Origin of the sequence: Shigella flexneri 2a str. 301 (assembly GCF_000006925.2) — a bacterium.
GTDB lineage: Bacteria > Pseudomonadota > Gammaproteobacteria > Enterobacterales > Enterobacteriaceae > ECMA0423.
Genome location: NC_004337.2, coordinates 3,374,028 through 3,393,484, shown reverse-complemented (window position 1 = coordinate 3,393,484; position 19,457 = coordinate 3,374,028). Strand labels below are relative to the sequence as shown.

The 19,457-nt window shown below is 52.3% G+C and carries 14 protein-coding genes and 1 pseudogene; 11 read left to right on the top strand and 4 right to left on the bottom strand.

Annotation, left to right across the window (positions count from 1 at the left end; translation table 11 throughout):
- Nucleotides 1–7 precede the first annotated feature (7 nt).
- From accB to yhdH, 3 genes and pseudogenes are all read right to left on the bottom strand, one after another.
- Nucleotides 8–478, bottom strand: coding sequence for an acetyl-CoA carboxylase biotin carboxyl carrier protein subunit (gene accB / locus SF3293; protein NP_709050.1), 471 nt, complete (start codon nucleotides 476–478; stop codon nucleotides 8–10).
- 404 nt (nucleotides 479–882) lie between these two features.
- Nucleotides 883–1,258 (bottom strand): annotated as a pseudogene (locus SF3292).
- A gap of 197 nt (nucleotides 1,259–1,455) precedes the next feature.
- A complete protein-coding gene (gene yhdH / locus SF3291) occupies nucleotides 1,456–2,430 on the bottom strand; it encodes a dehydrogenase (RefSeq protein NP_709048.1) in 975 nt (324 codons plus the stop codon).
- 151 nt (nucleotides 2,431–2,581) lie between these two features.
- On the opposite strand from yhdH, the gene yhdA reads away from it, so the two are divergent.
- From yhdA to tldD, 8 genes are all read left to right on the top strand, one after another.
- The gene (yhdA, locus tag SF3290; RefSeq protein ID NP_709047.1) at nucleotides 2,582–4,522 is read left to right on the top strand and encodes a regulatory protein CsrD; all 1,941 of its coding nucleotides are present in this window, start codon (nucleotides 2,582–2,584) and stop codon (nucleotides 4,520–4,522) included.
- Nucleotides 4,523–4,766: 244 nt separating this feature from the next.
- Nucleotides 4,767–5,870, top strand: a complete 1,104-nt coding sequence (gene mreB, locus SF3289; protein ID NP_709046.4) for a rod shape-determining protein MreB — start codon at nucleotides 4,767–4,769, stop codon at nucleotides 5,868–5,870.
- 65 nt (nucleotides 5,871–5,935) lie between these two features.
- Nucleotides 5,936–7,039, top strand: coding sequence for a rod shape-determining protein MreC (mreC, locus tag SF3288; protein ID NP_709045.1), 1,104 nt, complete (start codon nucleotides 5,936–5,938; stop codon nucleotides 7,037–7,039).
- Nucleotides 7,039–7,527 (top strand): rod shape-determining protein MreD, encoded by a 489-nt coding sequence (gene mreD / locus SF3287; RefSeq protein ID NP_709044.1) that lies wholly within the window; start codon nucleotides 7,039–7,041, stop codon nucleotides 7,525–7,527. The genes mreC and mreD overlap by 1 nt, the downstream gene beginning before the upstream one ends.
- An 8-nt stretch (nucleotides 7,528–7,535) precedes the next feature.
- On the top strand, nucleotides 7,536–8,129 hold the full coding sequence (gene maf, locus SF3286) for a Maf-like protein (RefSeq protein ID NP_709043.1): 594 nt from the start codon (nucleotides 7,536–7,538) through the stop codon (nucleotides 8,127–8,129).
- On the top strand, nucleotides 8,119–9,588 hold the full coding sequence (gene cafA / locus SF3285; protein ID NP_709042.2) for a ribonuclease G: 1,470 nt from the start codon (nucleotides 8,119–8,121) through the stop codon (nucleotides 9,586–9,588). Before maf ends, cafA begins: the two co-directional genes overlap by 11 nt.
- A 67-nt stretch (nucleotides 9,589–9,655) precedes the next feature.
- Complete coding sequence (gene yhdP / locus SF3284) at nucleotides 9,656–13,456, top strand: hypothetical protein (protein NP_709041.3); 3,801 nt, start codon at nucleotides 9,656–9,658, stop codon at nucleotides 13,454–13,456.
- Between the two features lie 155 nt (nucleotides 13,457–13,611).
- The gene (gene tldD / locus SF3283) at nucleotides 13,612–15,057 is read left to right on the top strand and encodes a protease TldD (protein ID NP_709040.1); all 1,446 of its coding nucleotides are present in this window, start codon (nucleotides 13,612–13,614) and stop codon (nucleotides 15,055–15,057) included.
- Nucleotides 15,058–15,184: 127 nt separating this feature from the next.
- Here tldD and yhcS read toward each other — a convergent pair whose 3' ends face one another.
- A complete protein-coding gene (gene yhcS, locus SF3282; protein ID NP_709039.2) occupies nucleotides 15,185–16,096 on the bottom strand; it encodes a transcriptional regulator in 912 nt (303 codons plus the stop codon).
- Between the two features lie 131 nt (nucleotides 16,097–16,227).
- On the opposite strand from yhcS, the gene SF3281a reads away from it, so the two are divergent.
- Genes SF3281a through yhcP form a run of 3 tightly spaced genes read left to right on the top strand, consistent with a single transcriptional unit; the run spans nucleotide 16,228 to nucleotide 19,413 of the window.
- Nucleotides 16,228–16,500 (top strand): efflux system membrane protein, encoded by a 273-nt coding sequence (locus SF3281a; RefSeq protein ID YP_008439287.1) that lies wholly within the window; start codon nucleotides 16,228–16,230, stop codon nucleotides 16,498–16,500.
- Nucleotides 16,501–16,507: 7 nt separating this feature from the next.
- On the top strand, nucleotides 16,508–17,440 hold the full coding sequence (gene yhcQ / locus SF3281; protein ID NP_709038.1) for a p-hydroxybenzoic acid efflux subunit AaeA: 933 nt from the start codon (nucleotides 16,508–16,510) through the stop codon (nucleotides 17,438–17,440).
- A 5-nt stretch (nucleotides 17,441–17,445) separates the two neighbouring features.
- The gene (yhcP, locus tag SF3280; protein ID NP_709037.1) at nucleotides 17,446–19,413 is read left to right on the top strand and encodes a p-hydroxybenzoic acid efflux subunit AaeB; all 1,968 of its coding nucleotides are present in this window, start codon (nucleotides 17,446–17,448) and stop codon (nucleotides 19,411–19,413) included.
- The last annotated feature ends 44 nt before the right edge of the window (nucleotides 19,414–19,457 follow it).

Sequence of the window (19,457 nt, the reverse complement as noted above, 5' to 3'; positions counted from 1 at the left end):
CGCCTCGTTACTCGATGACGACCAGCGGCTCGTCAAATTCTACCGGTTGTCCACTTTCGACCAGAATTGCTTTCACGGTACCGGATTTGTCCGCTTCGATCTGGTTCATCATTTTCATGGCTTCAACGATGCACAGGGTATCGCCCACGTTGACTTTCTGACCCACTTCGATGAACGCTTTTGCGTCCGGGCTTGGGGTGCGGTAGAAAGTACCAACCATCGGGGAACGTACGATGTGACCACTGATTTCCGCTGCTGCTGGCGCTTCCATGGAAGGAACGGTCGCCGGAGCGGCTGCGTTAGATTGAGCTGGCTGCTGCATCATTGGTGCAGCGTAAGCTTGTTGCATCACAGGGAAACTTGCGGCAGGAGCTGCACGGCTAATGCGTACTGACTCTTCGCCTTCAGAAATTTCCAGTTCGGAGATGCCTGATTCTTCAACCAGCTCGATCAGTTTTTTAATCTTACGAATATCCATGAGTGGGTTCCGTACTCTTTGTTTAGTGTGATTGTGACAGGCGTTTCACCGCCGTCTGTAAAGCGTATGCCCCGACAGCTGTATGCATAGCGATAAATTCCAGCAGGCCGGGACGCCGGTCTATTTTGCCCCAGAGTGTCAATGTTAGACTTGACGGACATTGTGCAGCGATCTGCTGCTATCCTCCGGCAAAAAACAAAATATACCTTCGTTGCGCCAATGTCACCTTTTCCGCAGCGCAAAAACTGCGTCAGGGAGGACGAGGTCGCACATTATAACGATTTCGTAGCAATTGGCAGCTAAATACTGGTCTTATCAGGGAATATAATCAACAGCTAACATGTAAATAACCTTCAACACCGTGTAATTTGCAACAAGCCGCACAATTCACGAAATTAGCGCCATCATCGACGGAACTTCTTATAACGTAAGGTGAAAAGCTGAAAAGCCAGCCCTGCGAAGATGAGGGGCTGCAATGAGATAATCTTCACAGACCACAAATAATGTAGGGATGCCAGGATCGCGACAAGATAGACGACATTACGCAGCGGTTGCTGGGGATTACCCAATTTTCACTGCATCGTCTGGATAGATGTGAATGCTAAAGCACGCAAAATCAACCAACTGACAATTCTCAGCATTAAATAGGTTCGAGTGGTTAATTTGTAGTCAAATAAAATCAGATTATTCACCCCATGGTACCAGAAATCAGTAACAGGTTAAGCGTAGTGTCGCCCAGGCAAAGCACCATAAACCTAACAGGCGACGGAGGCGTATCAATAATGGCTGTTTAGAGGAGTATCAATGCGCATCAATTTGTGGTCAGTCGAAATCATGACTTTCCAGTTTGGATGATGTTGTACAACTTCCTGACCAAGGTGTTCGACGAAAGCTGTCCGGCTAACCGCTTTTCCCGTTAACCGATTGAATAATGATGTCAAAATGAGTTCCCTCTCTTATTATTCCTTGCTAAATGGTTAGTTAACCTTCACCAGCGTGCGACCCTGGATCTGGTTATTAATGATGGCCTCGGCAAAGTTCGGTGCCTCTGACAGAGATATCTCTTTTGCCGCCTGGGTATAGAATGATTCCGGTAAATCGGCGACCAGTCGCTGCCAGGCTTGTGCGCGGCGTTCTGGTGGCGTCATTACTGAATCCACCCCTTGCAAACGGACATTACGCAGAATAAATGGCATGACCGTGGTTGGCAGAGTAAAACCACCCGCCAGACCACAGGCCGCCACGCAGCCGCCGTAATTCATTTGCGCCAGCACTTTTGCCAGCACTTTGTCGCCAACAGTGTCAATTGCCCCAGCCCAGACTTGTTTTTCCAGAGGACGGGATTCGGCAAACTCATCACGAGGGAGAATACCGCTGGCACCTAAACTTTTCAGATATTCATGGGTACTTTCGCGACCGGAAACGGCAACGACCTGATAACCCAACTTATGCAGCAGCGCCACGGCGGTACTGCCGACGCCACCACTGGCACCCGTCACGACAATCTCACCGTCCTGCGGGCGAACACCGGCATCTTCCAGCGCCATCACACACAGCATGGCGGTAAAACCGGCAGTACCGATAATCATTGCTTTACGCGCGTCCAGCCCTTGCGGCATGGCAACCAGCCAGTCACCTTTCACTCGCGCCTGCTCCGCCAGCCCACCCCAGTGGTTTTCACCAACGCCCCAGCCAGTGAGTAACACCTCCTGACCGGCATGAAAACGCGGATCTTCGCTGGTGCGTACAGTTCCGGCAAAATCGATCCCAGGAATCATCGGAAAATTACGGATGATTTTTCCCTTACCGGTAATCGCCAGCGCATCTTTATAGTTCAGGCTCGACCAGTGAACATCGACCGTGACATCGCCCTCCGGCAGGCGACGTTCGTCCAGAGTCTGTACTGATGCGAGAGTTTTGCCGTCCTGCTGTTCTAAAAGTAACGCCTGCATAAGTGGTCCTCATGTGCATGATGGATTGGAAAATAATTTCTGAAGACTATACTCGCTAATGGAAAAGCAAAGCCGATGAAGCGCAATAAATTGCGAGATAAATCTGATTTGCTAGTATGCCCGCTTCCTCACTATCGGAGTTAACACAAGGATGAGATTAACGACGAAATTTTCGGCCTTTGTTACGCTGCTCACCGGGTTAACAATTTTTGTGACTTTGCTGGGCTGTTCGCTAAGTTTCTACAACGCCATTCAGTATAAGTTTAGTCATCGCGTTCAGGCGGTGGCGACGGCGATTGATACCCACCTTGTGTCGAATGACTTCAGCGCATTAAGGCCACAAATTACCGAATTAATGGTGTCAGCAGATATCGTTCGTGTAGACCTGCTGCATGGTGATAAACAGGTTTATACCCTGGCCAGAAATGGTAGTTATCGTCCGGTTGGCACCAGCGATCTGTTTCGTGAACTGAGCGTTCCGTTGATAAAGCATCCGGGGATGTCGTTGCGTCTGGTTTATCAGGATCCGATGGGCAACTATTTCCATTCGTTGATGACCACCGCGCCGCTCACGGGGGCGATTGGCTTTATCATTCTTATGCTCTTTCTGGCGGTACGCTGGTTACAACGGCAACTTGCCGGGCAAGAATTGCTGGAAACCCGGGCTACTCGTATCTTAAACGGTGAGCGTGGCTCTAATGTGTTGGGAACCATCTATGAATGGCCGCCCAGAACCAGCAGTGCGCTGGATACGCTGCTTCGTGAAATTCAGAACGCACGCGAACAACACAGCCGTCTTGATACGCTGATCCGCTCTTATGCCGCACAGGACGTGAAAACCGGCCTCAATAACCGACTCTTTTTCGATAATCAGTTAGCAACGTTACTGGAAGATCAGGAGAAAGTAGGTACCCACGGGATCGTGATGATGATTCGTCTGCCGGATTTCAATATGTTGAGCGATACCTGGGGGCACAGCCAGGTTGAAGAACAGTTCTTCACTCTGACGAATCTGCTGTCGACATTTATGATGCGCTACCCTGGCGCACTGCTGGCGCGTTACCACCGCAGTGATTTTGCTGCGCTGTTACCGCACCGGACGTTAAAAGAGGCAGAGAGCATAGCCAGTCAGTTAATCAAAGCCGTCGATACCTTGCCGAACAATAAAATGCTCGATCGCGACGATATGATCCACATTGGTATCTGTGCCTGGCGTAGTGGTCAGGATACCGAGCAGGTAATGGAACATGCAGAGTCTGCCACGCGTAATGCGGGATTGCAGGGTGGCAATAGCTGGGCTATTTATGATGACTCGTTGCCTGAAAAAGGACGCGGTAATGTTCGCTGGCGTACGCTTATCGAGCAAATGCTCAGTCGCGGCGGCCCGCGCCTTTATCAAAAACCGGCGGTTACTCGCGAAGGTCAGGTTCATCATCGCGAACTCATGTGCCGCATCTTCGATGGTAATGAAGAGGTTAGCTCGGCGGAGTATATGCCGATGGTCTTGCAGTTTGGCTTATCGGAAGAGTATGACCGTCTGCAAATCAGCCGTCTTATTCCACTATTGCGTTACTGGCCAGAGGAAAATCTGGCGATTCAGGTTACCGTTGAGTCGCTGATTCGTCCGCGTTTTCAGCGTTGGCTGCGCGATACGTTAATGCAATGTGAAAAATCACAACGAAAACGCATAATTATTGAACTTGCAGAGGCCGATGTAGGTCAACATATCAGTCGTTTACAACCTGTTATTCGTTTAGTGAATGCTTTAGGGGTACGGGTAGCCGTCAACCAGGCTGGTTTGACGCTGGTAAGCACCAGTTGGATCAAAGAACTTAATGTTGAGTTACTCAAGCTCCATCCGGGGCTGGTCAGGAACATTGAGAAGCGAACGGAGAACCAGCTGCTGGTTCAAAGCCTGGTGGAAGCCTGCTCCGGGACCAGCACCCACGTTTACGCCACCGGCGTGCGTTCGCGAAGCGAGTGGCAGACCCTGATTCAGCGCGGTGTTACAGGCGGGCAAGGGGATTTTTTCGCGTCCTCACAGCCACTTGATACTAACGTGAAAAAATATTCACAAAGATACTCGGTTTAACCTGCCGTTTAATCCGTTTTCACGTAGAATAACGCGCGCTGCGTCTCATGGGAGTGTGCTTGTCTGCTCGCCAGATTGTTGCAGCACATATGCAGATGAATGACCTTACGCGGTTGCAAACAGGCGAGGAATGCTGCTGATGCATTAAGCCTTTCTGGACTCAGGCAGAGATTTGTAACAAAGGAAACGAACTGCACTAATTTTCACCGTAGCAGATGATTTTTGCGCCTTGTCGCTGCTGCGTGTGGTTGGTAAAGTAAGCGGATTTTCTTTTCCGCCCCAGCTTTCAGGATTATCCCTTAGTATGTTGAAAAAATTTCGTGGCATGTTTTCCAATGACTTGTCCATTGACCTGGGTACTGCGAATACCCTCATTTATGTAAAAGGACAAGGCATCGTATTGAATGAGCCTTCCGTGGTGGCCATTCGTCAGGATCGTGCCGGTTCACCGAAAAGCGTAGCTGCAGTAGGTCATGACGCGAAGCAGATGCTGGGCCGTACGCCGGGCAATATTGCTGCCATTCGCCCAATGAAAGACGGCGTTATCGCCGACTTCTTCGTGACTGAAAAAATGCTCCAGCACTTCATCAAACAAGTGCACAGCAACAGCTTTATGCGTCCAAGCCCGCGCGTTCTGGTTTGTGTACCGGTTGGCGCGACCCAGGTTGAACGCCGCGCAATTCGTGAATCCGCGCAGGGCGCTGGTGCCCGTGAAGTCTTCCTGATTGAAGAACCGATGGCTGCCGCAATTGGTGCTGGCCTGCCGGTTTCTGAAGCGACCGGTTCTATGGTGGTTGATATCGGTGGTGGTACCACTGAAGTTGCTGTTATCTCCTTGAACGGCGTGGTTTACTCCTCTTCCGTGCGCATTGGTGGTGATCGTTTCGACGAAGCTATCATCAACTATGTGCGTCGTAATTACGGTTCTCTGATCGGTGAAGCCACCGCAGAACGTATCAAGCACGAAATCGGTTCGGCTTACCCGGGCGATGAAGTCCGTGAAATCGAAGTTCGTGGCCGTAACCTGGCAGAAGGTGTTCCACGCGGTTTTACCCTGAACTCCAACGAAATCCTCGAAGCACTGCAGGAACCGCTGACCGGTATTGTGAGCGCGGTAATGGTTGCACTGGAACAGTGCCCGCCGGAACTGGCTTCCGACATCTCCGAGCGCGGCATGGTGCTCACCGGTGGTGGCGCACTGCTGCGTAACCTTGACCGTTTGTTAATGGAAGAAACCGGCATTCCAGTCGTTGTTGCTGAAGACCCGCTGACCTGTGTGGCGCGCGGTGGCGGCAAAGCGCTGGAAATGATCGACATGCACGGCGGCGACCTGTTCAGCGAAGAGTAATCGGATGCAGGCAGGGGAAGCGTCTGTTTACCCTGCCTGGTCTGATACGAGAATACGCATAACTTATGAAGCCAATTTTTAGCCGTGGCCCGTCGCTACAGATTCGCCTTATTCTGGCGGTGCTGGTGGCGCTCGGCATTATTATTGCCGACAGCCGCCTGGGGACGTTCAGTCAAATCCGTACTTATATGGATACCGCCGTCAGTCCTTTCTACTTTGTTTCCAATGCTCCTCGTGAATTGCTGGATGGCATATCGCAGACGCTGGCCTCGCGTGACCAACTAGAACTTGAAAACCGGGCGTTACGTCAGGAACTGTTGCTGAAAAACAGTGAACTGCTGATGCTTGGACAATACAAACAGGAGAACGCGCGTCTGCGCGAGCTGCTGGGTTCCCCGCTGCGTCAGGATGAGCAGAAAATGGTGACTCAGGTTATCTCCACGGTTAACGATCCTTATAGCGATCAAGTTGTTATCGATAAAGGTAGCGTTAATGGCGTTTATGAAGGCCAGCCGGTCATCAGCGACAAAGGTGTTGTTGGTCAGGTGGTGGCCGTCGCTAAACTGACCAGTCGCGTGCTGCTGATTTGTGATGCGACCCACGCGCTGCCAATCCAGGTGCTGCGCAACGATATCCGCGTAATTGCAGCCGGTAACGGTTGTACGGATGATTTGCAGCTTGAGCATCTGCCAGCGAATACGGATATTCGTGTTGGTGATGTGCTGGTGACCTCCGGTCTGGGCGGTCGTTTCCCGGAAGGCTATCCGGTCGCGGTTGTCTCTTCCGTAAAACTCGATACCCAGCGCGCTTATACTGTGATCCAGGCGCGTCCGACTGCAGGACTGCAACGTTTGCGTTATCTGCTGCTGCTGTGGGGCGCGGATCGTAACGGCGCTAACCCGATGACGCCGGAAGAGGTGCATCGTGTTGCTAATGAACGTCTGATGCAGATGATGCCGCAGGTATTGCCTTCGCCAGACGCGATGGGGCCAAAGTTACCTGAACCGGCAACGGGGATCGCTCAGCCGACTCCGCAGCAACCGGCGACAGGAAATGCAGCTACTGCGCCTGTTGCGCCGACACAGCCCGCTGCTAATCGCTCTCCACAAAGGGCTACGCCGCCGCAAAGTGGTGCTCAACCGCCTGCGCGTGCGCCGGGAGGGCAATAGTGGCGAGCTATCGTAGCCAGGGACGCTGGGTAATCTGGCTCTCTTTCCTCATTGCGCTGTTGCTGCAAATCATGCCCTGGCCGGATAACCTGATTGTTTTCCGGCCAAACTGGGTGTTACTTATCTTGTTGTATTGGATCCTGGCCTTGCCCCATCGCGTAAATGTGGGCACAGGTTTTGTGATGGGTGCCATACTGGATCTGATCAGCGGCTCGATGCTTGGCGTACGCGTATTGGCGATGAGCATCATTGCTTACCTGGTGGCGCTGAAATACCAGCTTTTCCGCAACCTCGCATTATGGCAGCAGGCGCTGGTCGTCATGTTGCTTTCGCTGGTGGTGGATATTATTGTTTTCTGGGCAGAGTTTTTAGTGATTAACGTCTCTTTCAGACCGGAAGTGTTCTGGAGTAGTGTAGTCAATGGGGTGCTCTGGCCGTGGATTTTCTTGCTGATGCGTAAAGTCCGTCAGCAGTTTGCAGTGCAATAAAGGTTTCTATGACTTCTCTGTATTTAGCTTCCGGTTCTCCGCGTCGTCAGGAGTTACTTGCGCAACTTGGCGTGACCTTTGAACGTATTGTTACGGGCATTGAGGAGCAGCGTCAGCCGCAGGAGAGCGCGCAGCAGTATGTTGTGCGTCTGGCACGCGAGAAAGCACAGGCGGGTGTCGCGCAAACGGCACAGGATCTCCCGGTGCTGGGTGCGGATATTATCGTTATCCTGAACGGAGAAGTGCTCGAGAAACCGCGCGACGCAGAGCATGCGGCGCAGATGTTGCGCAAATTATCGGGTCAGACCCATCAGGTGATGACGGCAGTGGCGTTGGCCGACAGCCAGCACATTCTCGATTGCCTGGTGGTCACCGATGTGACTTTCAGAACGTTAACAGACGAAGACATCGCGGGCTATGTCGCCAGCGGTGAACCGTTAGATAAAGCAGGTGCATACGGTATTCAGGGGCTGGGTGGCTGTTTTGTCAGGAAGATAAATGGCAGCTATCACGCCGTAGTCGGCTTACCGCTGGTTGAAACGTATGAATTATTAAGTAATTTTAACGCACTGCGTGAGAAAAGGGATAAACATGACGGCTGAATTGTTAGTAAACGTAACGCCTTCGGAAACGCGAGTGGCGTATATTGATGGCGGTATTCTGCAGGAAATTCATATTGAACGTGAGGCGCGACGCGGAATAGTAGGCAATATCTACAAGGGTCGTGTAAGTCGTGTACTTCCGGGTATGCAGGCGGCTTTTGTAGATATTGGGCTGGATAAAGCCGCGTTTCTTCATGCATCCGACATCATGCCGCATACCGAATGTGTGGCGGGTGAAGAACAAAAGCAATTCACGGTGCGCGACATCTCGGAACTGGTTCGTCAGGGGCAAGATCTGATGGTGCAGGTGGTGAAAGATCCGCTTGGCACTAAAGGTGCGCGCCTGACCACCGATATCACGCTGCCTTCTCGCTATCTGGTATTTATGCCAGGGGCTTCTCACGTTGGGGTTTCCCAACGAATTGAAAGCGAATCAGAACGTGAACGTCTGAAAAAAGTGGTCGCAGAGTATTGCGACGAGCAGGGCGGGTTTATCATCCGCACCGCAGCGGAAGGGGTTGGCGAGGCTGAACTGGCCTCCGATGCCGCTTATCTGAAACGCGTCTGGACCAAAGTTATGGAGCGTAAAAAGCGCCCGCAGACCCGTTATCAGCTGTACGGCGAACTGGCGCTGGCGCAGCGTGTTCTGCGTGATTTTGCCGACGCCGAACTGGACCGCATTCGCGTTGACTCACGCCTGACTTACGAAGCATTGCTGGAGTTTACCTCGGAGTACATTCCCGAGATGACCAGCAAGCTGGAGCATTACACCGGACGCCAGCCGATTTTCGATCTCTTTGATGTCGAAAACGAAATCCAGCGAGCGTTGGAACGCAAAGTAGAACTGAAATCCGGTGGTTATCTGATTATCGACCAGACCGAAGCGATGACCACCGTGGACATCAATACCGGAGCGTTTGTCGGTCATCGCAATCTGGACGACACTATTTTCAATACCAATATTGAAGCGACGCAGGCTATCGCTCGCCAGTTACGGTTGCGTAATCTGGGCGGGATTATCATTATTGATTTCATCGATATGAATAATGAAGATCACCGCCGCCGCGTGCTGCATTCGCTGGAGCAGGCGTTGAGCAAAGACCGGGTGAAAACCAGCGTTAATGGTTTTTCGGCGCTGGGGCTGGTGGAGATGACGCGTAAACGCACCCGCGAAAGCATTGAGCACGTACTGTGTAACGAATGCCCAACCTGCCACGGTCGCGGAACGGTGAAAACCGTGGAAACGGTATGCTATGAAATCATGCGCGAGATTGTTCGTGTCCACCATGCTTACGACTCCGACCGTTTCCTGGTCTATGCTTCTCCGGCAGTAGCCGAAGCCTTGAAAGGCGAAGAGTCACACTCGCTGGCGGAAGTGGAAATTTTCGTTGGCAAACAGGTTAAAGTACAAATTGAACCGCTCTATAACCAGGAGCAGTTTGACGTCGTAATGATGTAAACAGATGCTGGGCCGCCATCCGGCAAAGGGTTTTTGAGTCACATTTTTAGCAGACAAGGAGTGACGGGTGAGGCGATTGCCGGGGATTTTACTGCTTACTGGAGCCGCGCTCGTTGTGATCGCTGCCCTGCTGGTTAGCGGCCTGCGTATTGCTTTACCGCATCTTAACGCCTGGCGTCCGGAAATCCTCAACAAAATAGAATCCGCGACTGGCATGCCGGTAGAAGCCAGTCAGCTCTCAGCCAGCTGGCAGAATTTTGGCCCGACGCTTGAAGCACACGACATCCGTGCAGAACTAAAAGATGGCGGCGAATTTTCGGTTAAACGCGTTACTCTGGCGCTGGATGTCTGGCAGAGCCTGTTACATATGCGCTGGCAGTTTCGCGACCTCACTTTCTGGCAGCTGCGCTTTCGCACCAACACTCCTATCACCAGCGGTGGTAGCGATGACAGTCTGGAAGCCAGTCACATCAGCGATCTGTTTCTTCGTCAATTTGACCATTTCGATCTCCGCGACAGTGAAGTCAGTTTTCTGACGCCATCCGGTCAGCGCGCCGAGCTGGCGATCCCACAACTCACCTGGCTGAACGATCCACGTCGACACCGTGCGGAAGGCCTGGTAAGCCTCTCCAGCCTTACCGGACAGCACGGCGTGATGCAGGTGCGCATGGATTTGCGCGATGATGAGGGGTTGTTAAGCAATGGTCGCGTCTGGCTACAGGCGGATGACATCGACCTGAAGCCGTGGCTCGGTAAATGGATGCAGGACAATATTGCTCTGGAAACGGCACAGTTCTCCCTTGAAGGCTGGATGACGATCGACAAAGGCGATGTAACCGGCGGTGACGTCTGGCTGAAACAGGGCGGTGCCAGCTGGTTGGGCGAGAAGCAAACGCATACGCTGTCGGTGGATAATCTGACCGCGCATATTACGCGTGAAAATCCGGGCTGGCAGTTCTCTATTCCCGATACACGGATCACGATGGACGGCAAACCCTGGCCGAGCGGAGCATTGACGCTGGCCTGGATACCGGAACAGGACGTTGGCGGCAAAGACAATAAACGCAGTGACGAACTCCGGATTCGCGCTAGTAATCTGGAGCTGGCAGGCCTGGAGGGCATACGCCCGCTGGCCGCGAAACTTTCACCTGCACTGGGTGATGTTTGGCGCTCCACACAACCGAGCGGCAAGATTAACACTCTGGCGCTGGATATCCCGCTTCAGGCGGCAGACAAGACCCGTTTTCAGGCATCGTGGAGCGATCTGGCCTGGAAGCAATGGAAATTATTACCGGGTGCGGAACACTTCTCCGGGACGCTTTCCGGCAGCGTTGAAAATGGTTTGCTTACCGCGTCGATGAAGCAGGCAAAGATGCCTTACGAAACGGTATTCCGTGCGCCACTGGAAATCGCCGACGGCCAGGCAACTATAAGCTGGCTGAACAATGACAAAGGTTTCCAGCTGGATGGGCGTAATATTGACGTTAAAGCCAAAGCCGTCCATGCGCGCGGCGGTTTTCGTTACCTGCAACCTGCTAACGATGAACCCTGGCTGGGTATTCTGGCTGGCATCAGTACCGATGATGGTTCACAAGCCTGGCGCTATTTCCCGGAAAACTTGATGGGTAAAGACCTGGTTGATTATTTAAGTGGTGCGATTCAGGGCGGTGAAGCGGATAACGCGACGCTGGTTTATGGTGGCAATCCGCAACTCTTCCCCTATAAACACAACGAAGGTCAGTTTGAAGTGCTGGTGCCGCTGCGCAACGCGAAGTTTGCCTTCCAGCCGGACTGGCCTGCATTAACTAACCTTGATATTGAACTGGACTTTATTAACGACGGTTTATGGATGAAAACCGATGGCGTTAATCTGGGCGGCGTGCGCGCGAGTAATCTCACCGCAGTGATCCCTGACTACTCAAAAGAAAAACTGCTGATTGACGCTGACATTAAAGGTCCGGGTAAAGCCGTTGGCCCTTACTTTGATGAGACACCGCTGAAAGATTCTCTGGGTGCGACCCTGCAAGAACTCCAGCTCGACGGCGATGTGAATGCTCGCTTACATCTTGATATCCCGCTGAACGGCGAACTGGTAACCGCGAAAGGTGAAGTGACGCTGCGTAATAACAGTCTGTTTATCAAACCACTCGACAGCATCCTGAAAAATTTGAGCGGTAAATTCAGCTTTATCAATGGCGATCTGCAAAGTGAACCACTGACAGCAAGCTGGTTTAATCAGCCGTTGAACGTGGATTTTTCCACCAAAGAAGGGGCAAAAGCCTACCAGGTTGCGGTGAATCTCAACGGTAACTGGCAACCGGCGAAAACCGGCGTTCTGCCTGAAGCGGTGAACGAAGCATTGAGTGGCAGCGTGGCGTGGGATGGTAAAGTGGGCATTGATCTGCCTTATCATGCTGGCGCGACCTATAACGTAGAGCTGAACGGCGATCTGAATAATGTGAGTAGTCACTTACCTTCACCGTTAGCCAAACCTGCGGGTGAACCACTAGCGGTAAACGTTAAGGTTGATGGCAATCTCAACAGCTTTGAATTAACCGGACAGGCTGGTGCGGATAACCATTTCAATAGCCGCTGGTTGCTTGGTCAAAAGCTGACGCTCGATCGTGCTATTTGGGCGGCAGACAGTAAAACGCTCCCGCCGTTGCCGGAACAAAGTGGCGTTGAACTTAATATGCCGCCGATGAATGGTGCCGAGTGGCTGGCCCTGTTCCAGAAAGGCGCTGCGGAGAGTGTCGGTGGTGCAGCGAGTTTCCCACAACACATAACGTTACGTACGCCTATGTTGTCACTGGGAAATCAGCAATGGAATAACCTGAGTATTGTTTCGCAACCGACGGCAAATGGCACCCTGGTTGAGGCGCAAGGGCGTGAAATCAACGCCACGCTAGCGATGCGTAATAACGCGCCGTGGCTGGCGAATATCAAATATCTTTATTACAACCCGAGCGTGGCGAAAACTCGTGGTGATTCAACGCCGTCATCACCTTTCCCGACAACGGAGCGCATTAACTTCCGTGGCTGGCCGGACGCACAAATACGATGCACAGAGTGCTGGTTCTGGGGGCAAAAATTCGGTCGCATTGACAGTGATATCACCATTTCTGGCGATACGTTAACGCTGACCAATGGACTGATTGATACTGGTTTCTCGCGGCTTACTGCCGATGGTGAATGGGTTAATAATCCGGGGAATGAACGTACCTCGCTGAAAGGAAAACTGCGTGGGCAGAAAATTGATGCCGCCGCAGAATTTTTTGGTGTCACGACGCCCATACGCCAGTCGTCATTTAATGTGGATTACGATTTACACTGGCGCAAAGCACCCTGGCAGCCAGATGAAGCGACGTTGAATGGCATCATTCATACTCAACTGGGTAAAGGCGAAATTACCGAAATCAATACCGGACATGCCGGGCAATTGCTGCGCTTATTGAGCGTAGATGCCCTGATGCGTAAGCTGCGTTTTGATTTCAGAGACACTTTTGGCGAAGGGTTCTATTTTGACTCCATTCGCAGCACCGCGTGGATTAAAGACGGCGTTATGCACACCGACGACACGCTGGTGGATGGCCTGGAGGCGGATATCGCCATGAAAGGGTCGGTAAATCTGGTACGCCGCGACCTGAATATGGAAGCGGTTGTCGCACCAGAGATTTCTGCGACGGTGGGCGTGGCTGCGGCTTTTGCGGTTAACCCCATTGTTGGCGCGGCAGTGTTTGCCGCCAGTAAAGTGCTGGGGCCGCTGTGGAGCAAAGTCTCCATTTTGCGCTATCACATTTCGGGTCCGCTGGACGATCCGCAAATCAACGAAGTGTTGCGCCAACCGCGTAAAGAAAAAGCGCAATGATTTGACGAGGGCGCGTAATTGCCCCAATCTCATATGATAATCGTTGCCAAAGGCCAACGAGCCGGAACATAACTGTAGGCCGGATAGGGCGTTCACGCCGCATCCGGCAGCCGTAAAAAATCCTCTACTGCAGTAACTAACGAGTAGCAAAAACGATGAGTCTGAACCTGGTAAGTGAACAATTGCTAGCGGCGAACGGCCTGAAACATCAGGACTTGTTCGCGATCCTCGGTCAACTGGCCGAACGTCGCCTTGATTATGGCGATCTCTATTTTCAGTCGAGCTATCACGAATCCTGGGTTTTAGAAGACCGCATTATTAAAGATGGTTCTTACAACATCGATCAGGGCGTTGGCGTGCGTGCAATCAGCGGTGAAAAAACCGGATTTGCTTACGCTGACCAAATCAGCCTGCTGGCGCTGGAACAGAGTGCGCAAGCGGCGCGCACCATCGTCCGTGATAGTGGTGATGGCAAAGTACAGACGCTGGGCGCGGTAGAGCATAGCCCGTTGTATACCTCGGTAGATCCGCTGCAAAGCATGAGCCGTGAAGAGAAGCTGGATATCCTGCGTCGCGTCGATAAGGTTGCTCGCGAAGCGGACAAGCGCGTACAGGAAGTGACTGCCAGCCTCAGTGGTGTCTATGAATTAATTCTGGTTGCGGCCACCGACGGCACGCTAGCGGCGGATGTCCGTCCGCTGGTGCGTCTTTCCGTGAGCGTTCTGGTCGAAGAAGATGGCAAACGCGAACGCGGTGCCAGTGGCGGCGGCGGTCGTTTTGGTTATGAGTTCTTCCTTGCCGATCTTGACGGCGAAGTCCGTGCGGATGCATGGGCAAAAGAAGCAGTGCGTATGGCGCTGGTCAATCTTTCTGCCGTTGCTGCACCAGCGGGCACCATGCCGGTAGTACTTGGCGCAGGTTGGCCGGGCGTGCTGTTGCATGAAGCGGTAGGTCACGGTCTGGAAGGCGACTTCAACCGCCGTGGCACTTCAGTATTTAGTGGACAGGTCGGGGAGCTGGTGGCTTCAGAACTGTGTACCGTGGTTGATGACGGCACGATGGTCGATCGCCGTGGTTCGGTGGCGATTGATGATGAAGGTACGCCAGGCCAGTACAACGTGCTGATTGAGAACGGCATTCTGAAAGGCTACATGCAGGATAAACTCAACGCGCGTTTGATGGGGATGACGCCGACTGGCAACGGTCGCCGTGAATCCTACGCCCATCTGCCCATGCCGCGTATGACCAACACCTATATGCTGCCGGGTAAATCGACCCCGCAAGAAATTATTGAATCCGTTGAGTACGGTATCTATGCACCGAACTTTGGTGGCGGTCAGGTGGATATCACCTCCGGCAAATTCGTTTTCTCCACTTCAGAAGCATATCTGATTGAAAACGGTAAAGTAACGAAGCCGGTGAAAGGCGCAACGTTGATTGGTTCCGGTATCGAAACCATGCAGCAGATTTCGATGGTTGGCAACGACCTGAAACTGGATAACGGCGTGGGTGTCTGCGGTAAAGAAGGGCAAAGTTTGCCGGTTGGCGTGGGCCAGCCAACGTTGAAAGTCGATAACCTGACTGTTGGCGGTACTGCGTAATAATTTCATTATTTTCAGAAGGATAATTAATCTTTCTACGTGCACGAACGGTCCCCTCGCTCCTCTGGGGTTAGGGTGAGGGGAACCCGTTGGCACAGGTTTGTAGAACGTAACAGTACAATATGAATTACTTCTCTTTCCCGCGCCCGTGCATCTCCTGAAACAATTTACCGACCTCAACAAAATAATCCGTCAGCGAGTTGATCACGACCTGTACCTTCAGCGGCAGCTTATCTTTTTCGGTATATAGCGCATAAACCGGGCGTGGATCTGACTGATAACGCGGCAGCAGGATCTCCAGCTCCCCACGATTGATCTCGTTGATCACCCACATCAGCGGCACGTAGGCGATCCCGGCACCCGCCGTTAGCCAGCGCACCAGCGTCATCGGATCATTAGTCACAAATCTCCCTTGCGGGATCAGGCGAGTCGAGATCCCTTCCGGTGCAATCAGTTCAAATTCATTGTCGGGCCGCACGCTGTATTCAAGCCATGAATGGCTACTTAAATCGGCGGGTTTTTCCGGTATGCCGTATTGTGTGAGATAGCTTTTCGCGGCGCACACCACCATTGGCATCGCGCCAAGACGGCGGGAAAACAGGCTGGAATCCTGCAACGCGCCGACGCGGATCACCACATCCAGACCGTCGGCAATCAGGTCGGGGGCTGGAATTCCGGTAACCAGATTGGCGCTCAAACCTGGGTATTCTTTCAGCATTTTGGCTGTCAGCCCGGCGAGAACATTTTGTGCCATAGTTGAAGAACAGCCAATGCGTAGCGTCCCGATGGGGGTGTTATTGAAGGCATACAGTTGCTCATGAACATCCTGCACTTCATGAAGCATACGACGGCAGCCCTGGTAGTAAATTCTACCGGCTTCGGTCAGGCCAATGCTGCGTGTGCTACGGTTTAACAGCTTTACCTGCAACTCATCTTCCAGTTTTGACACCGTCTGACTGATGGACGAAACGCTCATCTGTAGCTGTCTGGCGGCGGCGGTAAAAGAGCCAAATTCAACTACTTTGGCAAACACCGACATGCGTTTTAGTCGTTCCATTATTCACTCTGACTTAAAAGTGATTTAGATCACATAATATAGATAACAGCATAACAGTTACGCTAATATATTAAATATCAATCTACAGCAATGTTGCTCTCGCCCGGCTTTCCATGCCCTTCTCTGCGGCGACAGATGCTGAAAATAATAACGCCTGCTCTCTCTATACAACCAAGGTCAACATGAGTCTGTTTCCCGTTATCGTGGTGTTTGGGCTGTCCTTCCCACCGATATTTTTTGAATTGCTTTTATCACTGGCGATTTTCTGGCTGGTGCGCCGGGTACTTGTGCCAACAGGTATCTACGACTTTGTCTGGCATCCGGCGTTGTTCAACACCGCGCTCTATTGCTGCTTGTTTTATTTGATATCGCGACTGTTCGTTTGAGGTTGAAGTGAAAACACTAATAAGAAAATTCTCCCGTACGGCCATCACGGTCGTATTAGTCATTCTGGCCTTCATCGCAATTTTTAATGCCTGGGTCTATTACACCGAATCCCCCTGGACGCGTGACGCGCGCTTTAGCGCTGACGTCGTTGCGATCGCGCCGGACGTTTCTGGACTCATTACCCAGGTGAATGTTCATGATAACCAGCTGGTGAAAAAAGGACAGATACTGTTCACCATCGACCAGCCGCGCTATCAAAAGGCGCTTGAGGAAGCGCAAGCCGATGTTGCTTATTATCAGGTACTGGCACAGGAGAAACGCCAGGAGGCCGGACGTCGTAACCGTCTCGGTGTGCAGGCGATGTCTCGCGAAGAGATCGACCAGGCTAACAACGTACTACAAACGGTTCTGCATCAGTTAGCGAAAGCGCAGGCGACCCGCGATCTGGCAAAACTGGATCTTGAACGCACGGTGATCCGAGCGCCAGCAGATGGCTGGGTGACCAACCTCAACGTCTATACCGGTGAGTTTATTACTCGAGGATCAACGGCGGTTGCGCTGGTGAAACAGAACTCCTTCTATGTACTGGCCTATATGGAAGAAACTAAGCTGGAAGGGGTGCGTCCGGGGTATCGTGCAGAGATCACGCCGCTTGGCAGTAACAAAGTGCTGAAAGGGACTGTTGATAGTGTTGCCGCTGGGGTCACCAACGCCAGCAGCACGCGTGACGACAAAGGGATGGCGACCATCGACTCTGACCTTGAATGGGTGCGTTTGGCGCAACGTGTTCCGGTTCGTATTCGTCTCGACAACCAGCAAGAGAACATCTGGCCTGCGGGCACCACTGCTACAGTGGTGGTCACTGGCAAACAAGATCGCGACGAAAGCCAGGATTCGTTCTTCCGTAAAATGGCCCATCGCCTGCGTGAGTTTGGTTAATCACGATGGGTATTTTCTCCATTGCTAACCAACATATTCGCTTTGCGGTAAAACTGGCGACCGCCATTGTACTGGCGCTGTTTGTTGGCTTTCACTTCCAGCTGGAAACGCCACGCTGGGCGGTACTGACAGCGGCGATTGTTGCCGCCGGTCCGGCCTTTGCTGCGGGAGGTGAACCGTATTCTGGCGCTATTCGCTATCGTGGCTTTTTGCGCATCATCGGCACATTTATTGGCTGTATTGCCGGACTGGTGATCATCATTGCGATGATCCGCGCACCATTATTGATGATTCTGGTGTGCTGTATCTGGGCCGGTTTTTGTACCTGGATATCCTCGCTGGTACGAATAGAAAACTCGTACGCGTGGGGGCTGGCCGGTTATACCGCGCTGATCATTGTGATCACCATTCAGCCGGAACCATTGCTTACGCCGCAGTTTGCCGTCGAACGTTGTAGCGAGATCGTTATCGGTATTGTGTGTGCGATTATGGCGGATTTGCTCTTTTCTCCGCGATCGATCAAACAAGAAGTAGATCGAGAGCTGGAAAGTTTGCTGGTCGCGCAATATCAATTAATGCAACTCTGTATCAAGCATGGCGATGGTGAAGTTGTCGATAAAGCCTGGGGCGACCTGGTGCGACGCACCACGGCACTACAAGGCATGCGCAGCAACCTGAATATGGAATCTTCCCGCTGGGCGCGGGCCAATCGACGTTTAAAAGCGATCAATACGCTATCGCTGACGCTGATTACCCAATCCTGCGAAACTTATCTTATTCAGAATACGCGCCCGGAATTGATCACTGATACTTTCCGCGAATTTTTTGACACGCCGGTAGAAACCGCGCAGGACGTCCACAAGCAGCTCAAACGCCTGCGGAGAGTTATCGCCTGGACTGGGGAACGGGAAACGCCTGTCACCATTTATAGCTGGGTCGCGGCGGCAACGCGTTATCAGCTTCTCAAGCGCGGCGTTATCAGTAACACAAAAATCAACGCCACCGAAGAAGAGATCCTGCAAGGCGAACCGGAAGTAAAAGTAGAGTCAGCCGAACGTCATCATGCAATGGTTAACTTCTGGCGAACCACACTTTCCTGCATTCTGGGCACGCTTTTCTGGCTGTGGACGGGCTGGACTTCCGGCAGTGGTGCAATGGTGATGATTGCGGTCGTGACGTCACTGGCAATGCGTTTGCCGAATCCACGCATGGTGGCGATCGACTTTATCTATGGGACGCTGGCCGCGCTGCCGTTAGGGCTGCTCTACTTTTTGGTGATTATCCCTAATACCCAACAGAGCATGTTGCTGCTGTGTATTAGCCTGGCAGTGCTGGGATTCTTCCTCGGTATAGAAGTACAGAAACGGCGACTGGGCTCGATGGGGGCACTGGCCAGCACCATAAATATTATCGTGCTGGATAACCCGATGACTTTCCATTTCAGTCAGTTTCTCGACAGCGCATTAGGGCAAATCGTCGGCTGTGTGCTCGCGTTCACCGTTATTTTGCTGGTGCGGGATAAATCGCGCGACAGGACTGGACGTGTACTGCTTAATCAGTTTGTTTCTGCCGCTGTTTCCGCGATGACTACCAATGTGGCACGTCGTAAAGAGAACCACCTCCCGGCACTTTATCAGCAGCTGTTTTTGCTGATGAATAAGTTCCCAGGGGATTTGCCGAAATTTCGCCTGGCGCTGACGATGATTATCGCGCACCAGCGCCTGCGTGATGCGCCGATCCCGGTTAACGAGGATTTATCGGCGTTTCACCGACAAATGCGCCGCACAGCAGACCATGTGATATCTGCCCGTAGCGATGATAAACGTCGTCGGTACTTTGGCCAGTTGCTGGAAGAACTGGAAATCTACCAGGAAAAGCTACGCATCTGGCAAGCGCCACCGCAGGTGACGGAACCGGTTCATCGGCTGGCGGGGATGCTCCATAAGTATCAACATGCGTTGACCGATAGTTAAGTCAAAACCGACGCCAAAAGCGTCGGTTTTTTCATGGCTATACT

Coding starts and splice junctions, on each gene's coding strand:
- yhdH (NP_709048.1), bottom strand. CDS start 2,430: ATGCAGGCGTTACTTTTAGAACAGCAGGACGGCAAAACTCTCGCATCA.
- yhdA (NP_709047.1), top strand. CDS start 2,582: ATGAGATTAACGACGAAATTTTCGGCCTTTGTTACGCTGCTCACCGGG.
- SF3281a (YP_008439287.1), top strand. CDS start 16,228: ATGCCCTTCTCTGCGGCGACAGATGCTGAAAATAATAACGCCTGCTCT.
- tldD (NP_709040.1), top strand. CDS start 13,612: ATGAGTCTGAACCTGGTAAGTGAACAATTGCTAGCGGCGAACGGCCTG.
- yhcP (NP_709037.1), top strand. CDS start 17,446: ATGGGTATTTTCTCCATTGCTAACCAACATATTCGCTTTGCGGTAAAA.
- yhcS (NP_709039.2), bottom strand. CDS start 16,096: ATGTCGGTGTTTGCCAAAGTAGTTGAATTTGGCTCTTTTACCGCCGCC.
- cafA (NP_709042.2), top strand. CDS start 8,119: ATGACGGCTGAATTGTTAGTAAACGTAACGCCTTCGGAAACGCGAGTG.
- accB (NP_709050.1), bottom strand. CDS start 478: ATGGATATTCGTAAGATTAAAAAACTGATCGAGCTGGTTGAAGAATCA.
- maf (NP_709043.1), top strand. CDS start 7,536: ATGACTTCTCTGTATTTAGCTTCCGGTTCTCCGCGTCGTCAGGAGTTA.
- mreC (NP_709045.1), top strand. CDS start 5,936: ATGAAGCCAATTTTTAGCCGTGGCCCGTCGCTACAGATTCGCCTTATT.